Source organism: Xanthomonas sp. NCPPB 2933 (assembly GCF_056725225.1).
Window position 1 is genome coordinate 2,971,001 of record NZ_CM161518.1, and the last position, 11,589, is coordinate 2,982,589.

An 11,589-nucleotide genomic window follows, 5' to 3' on the forward strand; every position below is an offset into this window, starting at 1 on the left:
CCAAGGCACGCGCGCCCATGCCGCGCAAGCTGTGCCTTCTCGCCCCGGCGGGAGAGGGGCTTTAAGCCAGCAGGAAATGGGCCTCCAGCCCCAAACGACAACTTTCTGGCGCTTCAACCAAGCGCGCCTATCAAGTCCGCCGCGCTTGGGCCGATACCGCTTGCATGGACAGACTTAGCATTATCGGACTGCTGCTCGCGATCGTGGCGATCGTGGGCGGTAGCGTATTGAAAGGCGCCGGTATTTCGTCGCTGTGGTCGCCGGCTGCCTTCCTGATCGTGATCGTCGGTACCGTGGCGGCGATTTTGCTTCACACCTCCCCGGCAGTTTTCCGGCGCGCCTTCAAGATCCTGCGCTGGGTGATCCAGCCGCCGGCCAGCGACCGACCGCAGCTGCTGGCGCGCATCGTCGAATGGAGCAACATCGCCCGTCGCCAGGGCTTGCTGGGCCTGGAAGACCAGCTCCCGCGCCAGGACGACGCGTTTCTGCGCAAGGGCCTGCAGATGCTGGTCGATGGCGTGGAGCCCGAATCCATGCGGCATATGCTCGAGATCGAAGTGGACAACCAGGAGCGTCAGGATCTTGCCGCCGCCAAGGTGTTCGAAGGCATGGGCATCTACGCGCCCACGCTGGGCATCATCGGCGCGGTGCTGGGCCTGATGGCGGTGATGAAGAATCTGGCCGACCCTGCCATGCTCGGGCACGGCATCGCGGCTGCGTTCACCGCCACCATCTACGGCATCGCCTCGGCCAATCTGTTGTTTCTCCCTGTCGCCGCCAAGCTCAAGAGCGTCATCCATTGCAGCACCAACGAGCGCGAAATGGCGATCGAAGGCTTGATCGCGATCGCCCAGGGCGAGAACCCGCGCAACATCGAATCGAAATTGGCCGGATACTTGCATTAAGCCCGTCATGGCCCGCCGTCGCAAACATCACGAAGACCATGGCAACCACGAAGCGTGGGCGATTCCGTATGCCGATCTGATGACGCTGCTGCTGGCGTTCTTCGTGGTGATGTACGCCATCTCCTCGCTCAACGAGGGTAAGTACAAGGTCATGGCGCAGGCGTTGACCACCGCGTTCGGTGGCTCGTCCAATGCCGCCAGCCCGGTGCAGATCGGCAAGACCCAGACCTTGGGGGCGGACTACGACCGTCCGTCGGTGATCAAGGCCGGCGCACCGATGGCCGCCTCCAACGGCCCCACCGACCCCACCCTGCTGCCATCGATGGCCGCGCAGATGCGCATGCCGGTGTCGCTGCGCAACCAGGCGCAGCTGGCGCGGGCGCAGCGGCAGATGGATGCGGTGGCCGCGCAGCTGAGCAAGACGCTGGCGCCGCTGATCGACAAGAAACTCATCACCATCCGCCGCAACGATCTGTGGATCGAAGTGGAGATCAACAGCGACATTTTGTTCGGCACCGGCTCGGCCGCATTGGCCGGCACCGCCCGCGACACGCTGTCCACCCTCGCCTCGGTGCTGCGCGATGCGCCCAACGGCGTGCGCGTGGAGGGCTATACCGATAACCAGCCGATCGCCACCGCGCAGTTTCCCTCCAACTGGGAACTGTCGGCCGCGCGTGCCGCCAGCGTGGTGCACCTGTTCGCCGACGATGGCGTTGCCCCGCAGCGATTGGCGATGGTGGGCTATGGAGAATTCCGCGCACGTGCCGATAACAGCACTGAGGCGGGACGGAATGCGAACCGGCGTGTGGTGTTGATCATCCTCGCTGATTCGGCTGGCTCACTCGCACCCGATCCGCCATCGCAGATGCATGCGACCGCCGCCGGGGCGCCGAAGCTTCCCAAGTCTGACGGCGGCCAAACGGCCGTCACCACCGAAAGCGGCACAAGTTCCGTCCCCGCCGTAATTCAAGGAGTGCAGTGAGATGCGTATCTGGGCAATCGCCAACCAAAAGGGCGGCGTGGGCAAGACCACCACGACGCTGGCACTGGGTCGCGGCCTGGCCGCGCTCGGCCACCGGGTGCTGTTGGTCGACCTCGATCCGCACTCCTCGCTCACCCGCGCGTTCGGCGTGGCGGTGGACCCGCCGCCGCGCGGGGTACTGGACCTGTTCGGCACCCCACCGAGCGACCTGGCCAGCCTGTTGCACGAAAGCAGCATCCCCGGCCTGTCCTATGTGTGCGCGCAAGCGGCACTGGCCACGCTGGAACGTCGCAGCGCCAATCAGCCCGGTCTGGGCCTGGCCCTGCAGAACGCCATGACCCGCCACGCCGGCCAGCACGACTACATCCTGCTGGACTGCCCGCCGACCCTTGGCCTGCTGATGATCAATGCCCTGGCCGCCTGCGACCGTGTGGTGGTGCCGACCCAGGCCGAGCCACTCGCCCTGCATGGCCTGGCCAGCATGGTGCGCACCGCCGACATGGTGCAGCGCTCGCGTCGCCGCCCGTTGCCGGTGTCGATCCTGCCGACCTTGTTCGACCGCCGCACCCGCGCCGGCACCGACACCCTCAAGGAAATGCAGGCCACCTATGGCGCAGTGGTCTGGGAAGACGCGGTGCCGGTGGATACCCGTATCTGTAACGCCGCTGCGCTGACCGTTCCCGCCACCGGCGGCGACTATCAGGGCCGTGGCCTGTCTGCTTATCGCCGCGCGCTGGAATGGGTGCTGGCCGATGACGCGATGCCCATGGAGCAAGCCGCATGAGCAACCACACCGCCAATGGTGAGCTCGACGATTATCTGGAAGGCCTGCTGCACGATGCCGGCGTGGATGTCCCCGCTGCCGTCACTGCAGCTGCTGTCACCGCTGCGGTGGCGACTGCCGACATCGCCGCGGCACCCGCGCTTGCCGACACCGATGCAGACGTCGCGCTGGCAGAGCCACCCGTGCAGGCTGTCGCTGTTCCGGAAGCAATCACCCCCGTGCTCAGCGCCGAAGCGATTGCCGCCGATTTCCTGGCCGAAATGGATGCAGACCCCGCCTTCGGCCCGCCAGTTGTTGCCGCGCCGAGCGCTGCAGACATCGCCGCAGATTTCCTCGCCGAAATGGATGCCGACCCGGCCTTCGGCCCGCCGGTCATTGCCGCGCCGAGCGCCGCAGACATCGCCGCCGATTTCCTCGCCGAAATGGATGCCGATCCGGCCTTCGGCCCGCCAGTCGTTGCCGCGCCGAGCGCTGCAGACATCGCCGCCGATTTCCTGGCCGAGATGGATGCCGACCCCGCCTTCGCCACCGCCGCGCCCAGCCCGTTCATGAGCACGGCCGACCTGATGGCCGAAATGGACGCAGACCCGGCCTTCGGCACCGCCGCCTCCAGTGCCGACTTGTTGGCTGCCGATCTGTTGTCGGAGATGGATGCGGACCCGGCCTTCGGTCTTGCCGCACCGCCCGCGCCGGCACCTGCGCGCCCGGCGCAGGCGCCGATCGCACCGCACCGCGCGCCGCCGCCATCGATCTATCCGCAAGGCCTTGAAGCGCTGCTCGCACCCGGCCAGGCCGAGCGCATCCATGCCGAACGGCGCGCGGCCGAACGCAGTACGCGTTGGCTGCGCCTGCGCTGCGGCGAACAGACGTATGCACTCGAATTGCTCAAGGTGCAGGAAGTGGTCTTGCCGGTGCCACTGCTGCCATTGCGCGGCACCCCCAGCGCGATGCTCGGCATCATGAATCTGCGTGGTCAGGTGGTGCCGGTGATGGATCTGGGTATCCATCTCGGTGCATCGGCGGTGGACATGGATCTGCACACCCGCGTGGTGGTGCTGGAAGAAAACGGCGAAACCATGGGTCTGCGCGTGTCGGCGGTGGAAGACGTCACCAGCCTCACCGATCAGCAGATCGAGCCACCGGACAACGCACGCCTGTGCCGCATCTCCAACAACCTGTTCCGCGGCGTCGCGCGCCTGGGTCATCAGCCGATGATCCTGCTCGATGCCAGCCATCTGCTGCATTGATGCGCCGCATAGCTGACGCGCGCATGCACGCGCAGCGATTCAACGTTAAAGCTTTCCCGCCCCCCGCCGTTAGTACGCATAGAACCGTCCGTTCGGAGCAACGATGAGCACAGTGACATTGGGTGAGGATCTCGGCATCGAGACCAGCACCGACCTCAAGCAAAAGCTAGCCGCAGTCCTCGCGGAGGATGGCGATCTGGTGCTTGACGCCGGTGAAGTCCGCCGCATCCACACCGCCAGCGTGCAGTTGCTCTGCGCCTTCGTGCAGGCCCGCCGCCAGGCTGGGTTGAACACCGAGTTCGATGGCTGCAACGACACTTTTAGAGATGCGGTCCGTCTGCTCGGCGTCACCGACGCGCTCGGACTTTCCGCATCCAATGACAACCTGAAATCTGTGGAGAACGCCGCATGAGCGCACGTATCTTGGTGGTGGACGATTCGGCGTCAATGCGCCAGATGGTCTCTTTCGCCCTCACCTCTGCCGGCTTTGCCGTCGAAGAAGCCGAAGACGGCGCCGTTGCGCTGGGCCGCGCGAAGGGCCAGCGCTTCAATGCGGTGGTGACCGACGTGAACATGCCCAACATGGACGGCATTTCGCTGATTCGCGAACTGCGCCAGCTACCGGATTACAAGTTCACCCCGATGCTGATGCTCACCACCGAATCGGCGGCCGACAAGAAATCCGAAGGCAAAGCTGCCGGTGCCACCGGCTGGCTGGTCAAGCCGTTCAATCCAGAACAGCTGATCGCCACCGTCCAGAAAGTTCTGGGTTAATTCTCTCTCGCTTCACCATCGGATTTCGCACCCATGAGCATGGACCTGCAACGTTTCCACGCCACCTTTTTCGAGGAAAGCCGTGAAGGGCTCGACGCGATGGAGGCCGGGCTGCTGTCCCTTGAAGAGGGCAACCGCGACCCGGAAATCATCAACTCGGTGTTCCGCGCTGCGCACTCGATCAAGGGTGGCGCTGCCACTTTCGGTTTCGAGGCCGTCGCCGGCCTGACCCACGTGCTGGAGACGCTGCTGGACGAACTGCGCTCCAACAAGCGCCAGCTCGCACCCAACGCGGTCGATGCCATGCTTGGCTCGGTCGACGTGCTGCGCGCCCTGCTGCGCGAAGCCGAACACGGCACCCCGGCCGACCCGGCTGCGGTCAAGGCCGTGCACACCCGCTTGAACGCGGTGCTGGCTGGCGAAGCACCTGTAGCTGCAGTCGTTGCCAAGCCGAAGGAAGAAGAACCCGAAGCCTGGCACATCGGCTTTACCCCGGCGCCGTCGCTGTTCATGAGCGGCAACGACCCGCTGCGCATCATCCGCGAGCTCGAGCACCTGGGCCCGCTGCAGATTGCCGCCCGTCTTGAGCGCATGCCGGGCTTTGAAAACATCGACCCGCTGGAAGCCTATCTGGCCTGGGATCTGGGCCTGATCGGCAAGATTCCGCGCAGCAAGATCGAAGACACCTTTGCCTGGGTGGTGGACGATTGCGAGCTGGACATCCGCCCGATGGCCGTGCCCGGCCCGCCGCCGAGCCTGGCGGTCGACGCGGCTGACACTGCTGCCGTCGCGGCTGCAGCAACCGCCGCTGCAGAACCTGCGGCCGCCGTTGCCACGCCTGCCAAGGCCGCCGCTGCCGAAGCCGAAAGCTCCATCCGCGTCAGCGTCGACAAGGTCGATGCCCTGATCAACCTGGTCGGCGAACTGGTCATTACACAGGCCATGCTCAAGCAGGTCTCCACCGGCCTGGACCCGGCGCATGCCGAACAGTTGTTTGCCGGTCTGGATCTGCTCGAACGCAACACCCGCGATCTGCAGGAAGCAGTCATCGGCGTGCGCATGCTGCCCGTCGATGCGGTATTCCGCCGCTTCCCGCGTCTGGTGCGCGACCTCTCCAGCCGCCTCGGCAAGCAGGTGCGTCTGCGCACGATTGGCGAAAGCACGGAACTGGACAAGGGCTTGATCGAAAAGATTGCCGATCCGTTGGTGCACCTGGTGCGCAACTCGATCGACCATGGTCTGGAAATGCCCGATGCGCGCCGCGCCTCCGGCAAGGACGAGACCGGCACCATCACCCTGGCGGCATCGCACCAGGGCGGTCACATCGTGATCGAAGTCAGCGACGACGGCCGTGGCCTCAATCGCGCCAAGATCCTGGAAAAAGCGGCCGAACGCGGCATTGCCGTGCCGGATAACCCGACCGATGCGCAGGTGTGGGATCTGATCTTCGCACCGGGCTTCTCCACCGCCGATGCTGTCACCGATCTCTCCGGTCGTGGCGTGGGCATGGACGTGGTCCGCCGCAACATCCAGGGCCTGGGTGGCGAAGTGCAGCTGGAAAGCAGCGCCGGCAGCGGTACCCGCGTGCTGATCCGTCTGCCGCTGACCCTGGCCATCCTGGACGGCATGACCGTGTCGGTGGCCGGCGAAACCCTGATCCTGCCACTGTCCTATGTGCTCGAAGCGCTGCAGCCGGCGCCGGAAGATGTCCGCTCGATGGCCGGCGACGGCCGGGTGCTGCGGGTGCGTGGCGAATATCTGCCGATCCTGTCGCTCACCAATTACTACGGTTTCGGCGGGCAACAGTCCTCCAAGGAATCGCTGGTGGTGGTGGTCGAAGGCGACGGCCAGAAGATCGCGCTGGAAGTGGACGAATTGCTTGGCCAGCAGCAGGTCGTGGTCAAGAACATCGAAAACAACTATCGCCGTATCCCGGGCGTCTCCGGCGCCACCATCCTCGGCGATGGACGGGTCTCGCTGATCGTGGACATCGGTGGCCTGGTGCGTTCGTTGAAAGTGCCGCAGGCGGCGTAAGACGCAAAGCCGCAGAAGAAGGCACTAAGAGCGGCTAACAAAACCTAGCGAGCGCCTGTCAGTGACTGCAGTGGTTTTGTCGGCCGTCTCTTGGTGGATGCAGTCAGACGTCCAGATCAAACACTGAGTGGGTCGAATGCGCGGTGCCCTCACCGCTCACGGGACACGCCGTGAACCCGTCCCTGGGGGCTCGGTGGCGGCATCCATGCCGCCACACGGTCCCGCAATCGGCGAGGACACCGCACCAGAGAGTCTGCTGGTTGCTTTCACGGACTACTTGCGGCGTGTCCCGCGATGGTGGGCGGGCACAAGGGCCCTGCAGCCAGACAGCAGATCAGCCGGCCTGCAGTAGGCTGGCGTGACGTAGTTTTGTTAGCCGCTCCAAACCGCGAAGGCCGCCGATGTTGTGCGGTAACGACAAAGCCCTGGCAGCGATGCCGGGGCTTTGTCGTTACCACGCACCCACTCGCCACACGCTGGCAATGCCGACGTTGCCGCCCGTGCCTGTCCCCATTGCACGACGCAACGCAACGCCTCATACGCAGCGCACCCGCCGCAGAGACGATGAACGCAGACGCATCGACGAACGCGCATCAGCTCAAGAAAACCCGCCAGCGAACGCTACCGCTGTACCTCTTTTCCTCCCTCCTCCCCGAGACCACCATGAAATTTCTGCATTCGCTCAATGTCGGGCGACGCCTCGCCTTGGCTTTTACCTTACTGATCGTCCTGCTGGCCGGTTCGACCAGCCTGGCGTTATACGAATTCAAGACCGTCAAGAACCAAGTCTCGATCATCATCGAAATCAATAACCGCAAGGCGCAGCTGCTCAACCAGATGCGCGAGAGCAATATGCTGGGCGAGCGTTATATCCGCGACTTCATGCTGGCCACGCCGCAGCAACAGCCCACGATCGATGCGCAGCTCAAGGCCAATCGCGCGCACTACGCCCAGTTGTGGACTGCGCTAAAACGCCTGCCGACCACTGCAGATGGCATGCGTGCACGCCAGACCATCGAAGACAGCCTCACCGCCGCACGTGCCACCAACAACCGTCTGCTCGGCATGATCCGCGACGGCAATCTGGACGGCGCCAAGCAGCTGTTGAGCGGTGAAGCACAGCCGCTGCTGGAGCGACGCTCCAACGCGATTGCCGCCGCAGTGGAACTGCAGAACCAGCAGAACGCCGCCGGTGCAGCCGCCATCCTGGGCAGTGTTGCGCTGGCCAACCGTGCCCTGATCGCCTTCGGCCTGCTGTCGGCGTTTCTGGCCGCTGCACTGGCGTGGCTGATTTCGCGCAGCCTGGTGCGTCCATTGACCCAAGCCACGCAAGTGGCCGAAGCGATCGCGCATGGCAAGCTGGACAACCCGATCGGCCCGCAGCCCGGCGACGAACCCGGCCAGTTGTTGACCAGCATGCGTGGCATGCAGGACCAGCTCAAAGCCGTCTCCGCAGCGCAGCAGGACATGGCCCGCCGCCACGACAGCGGGCAGATCAGCTTCCGCATGGACGAAGCGGCATTTCCCGGCGAATACGGCAGCATGGTGCGCGACACCAATGCACTGGTCGAATCGCATATTGCGGTGAAGATGAAGCTTGCACGGATCATGTCGCGCTATGCGATCGGCGATATGAGCCAGGACATGGACCGCCTGCCTGGCGAGAAGGCCGTGCTCAGCGACACCATGGATGCGGTCAAGCGCAATCTCTTGGCGATGAACAGCGAAATCAAATTGCTGGCGCAGGCCGCCGCCAATGGCGACTTCAGCGTGCGCGGCGATACGCAGCGCTTTCAGTACGACTTTCTCGCCATGGTGGAGAGCCTTAATCAGCTGATGGCCACCGCCGATGGCAACCTCGGTGCCTTGTCCAAGGTACTGCAGGCGATTGCCGCGGGCGATCTGACCGAGCGGATGCACGGCCAGTTCCACGGCGTGTTCGCACAGATGCGCGACGATGCCAACGCCACCACCGAGCAGTTGTCCGGCATCGTCGGGCGCATCCAGCACGCGACCACGTCGATCAATGCCGCTGCCAGCGACATTGCCGCCGGCAACAACGACCTGTCGCAGCGCACCGAGCAACAAGCGGCCAACCTGGAAGAAACCGCCGCCTCGATGGAAGAACTCACCTCCACCGTCAGGCAGAACGCTGAAGGCGCTCGCCAGGCCAACCAGTTGGCGATCGGCGCAGCCAGCGTCGCCTCGCAAGGGGGCGAAGTGGTGAACAAGGTGGTCGCCACGATGGCCGACATCGAGGCATCGTCGAAGAAGATCGCCGACATCATCAGCGTGATCGACGGCATCGCCTTCCAGACCAATATTCTGGCTTTGAACGCCGCCGTGGAAGCGGCGCGTGCGGGCGATCAGGGTCGTGGTTTTGCGGTGGTGGCCTCTGAAGTGCGAACGCTGGCTCAGCGCTCGGCTGGTGCGGCCAAGGAGATCAAGCACCTGATCGACGATTCGGTCGGCAAGGTCGCCGAAGGCGCGTTGCTGGTGAATCAGGCCGGCACCACCATGACCGAAGTGGTCGCCAGCGTGCAGCGCGTGACCGACATCATGGGCGAGATCTCCGCCGCCTCGCAGGAGCAATCCGCCGGTATCGAACAGGTCAACCTCACCGTGACGCAGATGGACGAGGCCACCCAGCAGAACGCCGCGCTGGTGGAAGAAGCCAGTGCCGCAGCACGTGCGATGGAAGAACAGGCTGGTGAGCTGTCCGATACGGTGGCGATCTTCAGGATCCAGCCGAACGCTGCGCTGGCTTCGGCAACGAGCACCCCTGCCCCGCGGCGTCTGGTGGTGGTTTAAGCGTCTGACGGTGCTTTGGCATAGGACGTGGGTTTAGGCATCTGACGGGTTTAGGCATCAAAGAGTACTTTTGCTCACAAGGCTTTAAGCACACTAGGCTTCGCCCGTACCCTCATCCGGCGCTTCGCGCCACCTTCTCCCGCAGGGAGAAGGGTTCATAGCCCCTCTCCCATCGGGAGAGGGGTTGGGGTGAGGGTACGGAGCGAAGCCCTGTGCCAATTAAGTTGTCCACCAACTGCTCTGCCAGTTCCAGCGACGCGCTTTTTAGTGCACGAGGCTGCGCCCGTACCCTCATCCGGCGCTGCGCGCCACCTTCTCCCGCAGGGAGAAGGAAACGCACGCTGCGGTTTTACACCCTGTCATTGACGCTCAAAACGCCCCGATCCTGTCGGGGCGTTTTGCTGTGTGGCACTAACCAGCCGATCAAAACTTGCCTCGCAACACCTCTTGCGATTCCCGCGCGACACTGCCGTTGGTCGAAAGGTGATCAAGCGCAAGCTTCTGCGGCCGATACACAGAGCAATGAGGGCAGTCTTGCCCGCGCTACGTCGAAGGAACTCCGCATGCACACCGCCAATTCCACACGCTCTGCCCGCCACATGCTGGGCTCCATGCTCGTCGTCGCGCTGTTGGCTGCCGGTGTGTCGTTGCCCCCCTCTTTCGCCGCACCGGCGGCGCCGGTCTCGGTGCTTCTGGACAACGTCCCGGTGAGCGCGCTGCAGTCGCTTGCCATCGATCTGGTGCAATTGCGCGACGACCAGCGTGCGCAGCTTGCTGCCTCGCATGACCTCGCACGCATCGATGCCTACGACGAGCGTCTGGGCAATCTGCGTCAACGTATCGCGCGGCATGCCGGTTACTTCCAGGCCACCGCACCGCAGGGCGAACAGGCACGGCAGTTTGCGCTGGTGCAGCAGCAGTTGGGCCAGTATCTGGCGCAACACCGTCAGGCCAATCGTGCCCTGCACGATGGCGATCTGCAAACCGCACAAGCCTTGTCGCTCGGCCACGACGGCGATACCCGCCACCAGTTGTGGAGCGAACTGCAGAACCTGCAGCAGTCCGTGGCAAGCGTCAGCAGCACGCAGCGCAACTAAGAGCGGCTAACAACACTACTGCGCATCCGCAAAACGCCTACCCCGCCACTCCTCGGTCGTGGCGGCACCGCAAGCCCATTCCAGCCAGCCCCCACGCTGCGCCGATCCACGCGACCTGACGTCCAGGTCGGCGTGCGGCGTGCGCTGCGCGTAACCCGCCGCAGACTTGCCAGGTCATGTGCCGGCGCGGAACCAGCACTGGCATTCAAAGAATGGCTTCAAAAAAGCACTGCAAATCACCCACACACCAGCCGTCGGGCAACGCTCAACATTTCTGCAATCGGGTCGCTATCCGACATATCCCGGTCACACATCCTTTCACTGGATACCTGCCATGACGTTTAAGACCACGATCGCAAACACGCTGGCCAACGTGCCGCTCAAGCGCAAGTTCCTGTTCCAGACTGCGTTGGTGGCGCTGGGCATCATCGCGCTGGCGGTCATCGCCGCGCGCATGCAGTACGTGGATCTCACCGATACGCGCCGCGATGGGCTCAAGAGCCAGATCGAAATGGCGATCGCGGTGGTCAATGGTTACGCCGAGCGCGCCGAAAAGGGCGAGATGGATGTGGCGACCGCAAAGAGCAGAGCGCTGGCCACCTTGTCGACGATGCGCGCACGCGGCGGTGTGGATTACATCTACGTCACCGACCAGGCACCGGTAATGCTGATGCACCCCACCCGCCCGGATCTCAACGGCAAACCGCTCAACGATGTGCTGAGCCCGGACGGCAAGCGCATCTTTCCGGCATTCGTCACTGCCGCGCAGGCTGGCGGCGGCTACGTCGATTACGCCTGGGCCAAGCCCGGCGAAAAAGAGCCGGTGCAGAAGACCTCCTACGCGGCGCTGTACAAGCCGTGGGGCTGGGTGATCGGCACCGGCGTGTATCTGGACGACACCCAGGCGCAGGCGCTGGCCTTCACCGGCATTGTCGCCGTGGCCGGCGGCGTGCTG

At 64.3% G+C, this 11,589-nt stretch carries 8 protein-coding genes and 2 pseudogenes; all 10 read left to right on the forward strand.

Features of this window, described 5'->3' with window-relative positions; genetic code table 11:
• The first annotated feature begins 164 nt into the window (after positions 1-164).
• Positions 165-905: a flagellar motor protein gene (locus AC1PLU_RS12110; protein WP_006452732.1), complete on the forward strand. Its 741-nt coding sequence runs from the start codon at positions 165-167 to the stop codon at positions 903-905.
• 7 nt (positions 906-912) lie between these two features.
• The gene (gene motD / locus AC1PLU_RS12115) at positions 913-1,887 is read left to right on the forward strand and encodes a flagellar motor protein MotD (RefSeq protein WP_349779054.1); all 975 of its coding nucleotides are present in this window, start codon (positions 913-915) and stop codon (positions 1,885-1,887) included.
• Position 1,888: 1 nt separating this feature from the next.
• Positions 1,889-2,671 (forward strand): ParA family protein, encoded by a 783-nt coding sequence (locus AC1PLU_RS12120; protein WP_006452730.1) that lies wholly within the window; start codon positions 1,889-1,891, stop codon positions 2,669-2,671.
• The gene (locus tag AC1PLU_RS12125; RefSeq protein ID WP_349779053.1) at positions 2,668-3,918 is read left to right on the forward strand and encodes a chemotaxis protein CheW; all 1,251 of its coding nucleotides are present in this window, start codon (positions 2,668-2,670) and stop codon (positions 3,916-3,918) included. Before AC1PLU_RS12120 ends, AC1PLU_RS12125 begins: the two co-directional genes overlap by 4 nt.
• Before the next feature lie 103 nt (positions 3,919-4,021).
• Positions 4,022-4,330: an STAS domain-containing protein gene (locus tag AC1PLU_RS12130; protein ID WP_006448510.1), complete on the forward strand. Its 309-nt coding sequence runs from the start codon at positions 4,022-4,024 to the stop codon at positions 4,328-4,330.
• Positions 4,327-4,692 (forward strand): response regulator, encoded by a 366-nt coding sequence (locus AC1PLU_RS12135; protein WP_002806565.1) that lies wholly within the window; start codon positions 4,327-4,329, stop codon positions 4,690-4,692. The genes AC1PLU_RS12130 and AC1PLU_RS12135 overlap by 4 nt, the downstream gene beginning before the upstream one ends.
• A 33-nt stretch (positions 4,693-4,725) precedes the next feature.
• Positions 4,726-6,726 (forward strand): chemotaxis protein CheA, encoded by a 2,001-nt coding sequence (locus AC1PLU_RS12140; protein ID WP_023903903.1) that lies wholly within the window; start codon positions 4,726-4,728, stop codon positions 6,724-6,726.
• Between the two features lie 663 nt (positions 6,727-7,389).
• A pseudogene (locus AC1PLU_RS12145) lies at positions 7,390-9,525 on the forward strand (methyl-accepting chemotaxis protein); the annotation flags it as partial.
• Positions 9,526-10,100: 575 nt separating this feature from the next.
• Positions 10,101-10,634 carry a hypothetical protein gene (locus AC1PLU_RS12150; protein ID WP_255085281.1) on the forward strand — a complete coding sequence of 178 codons (534 nt, stop codon included), beginning with the start codon at positions 10,101-10,103 and terminating at the stop codon, positions 10,632-10,634.
• 511 nt (positions 10,635-11,145) lie between these two features.
• Positions 11,146-11,490 (forward strand): annotated as a pseudogene (locus AC1PLU_RS12155) (cache domain-containing protein); the annotation flags it as partial.
• Between the last annotated feature and the right edge of the window lie 99 nt (positions 11,491-11,589).